Raw genomic sequence first — 293 nt, 5'->3', positions numbered from 1 at the left:
CGCCGGGCCCCTAACTTCATGGCCTTGGACTTTAGCCCTCAGTTCAAGGTCATGAAGCACGTATCCACGATTCCGCCTTGCTTGCCCCACGCCACACGTTCACGATCGCTTGGGGCGAACGAGCGTGAACACGCGGCCGGTATCGTGGAAGCCGCCGATCCGGGACTGGCATATTCGCCCTATTTGCCCAGAGAGTCAGTTATGGCGGTTCTTGATGAAGTACCGACTTTCAGCATGATCGCCGAAGAAACCCGCAGATGACGAAGTGTGCTCCCCGCGGACGCGGGGATGGT

Annotated in this window: 1 protein-coding gene; it reads left to right on the top strand. The window is 59.0% G+C overall.

What is annotated here, in order from left to right:
* A partial coding sequence (locus BIV57_RS25495) for a hypothetical protein (RefSeq protein WP_217651756.1) occupies positions 1-261 on the top strand: 261 nt, incomplete at its 5' end.
* Positions 262-293 lie beyond the last annotated feature (32 nt).

The sequence above is a fragment of the Mangrovactinospora gilvigrisea genome (assembly GCF_001879105.1).
Taxonomy (GTDB): domain Bacteria; phylum Actinomycetota; class Actinomycetes; order Streptomycetales; family Streptomycetaceae; genus Mangrovactinospora; species Mangrovactinospora gilvigrisea.
Note: the sequence above shows the minus strand (reverse complement) of the source record. Positions and strands in the feature narration are given on the sequence as shown.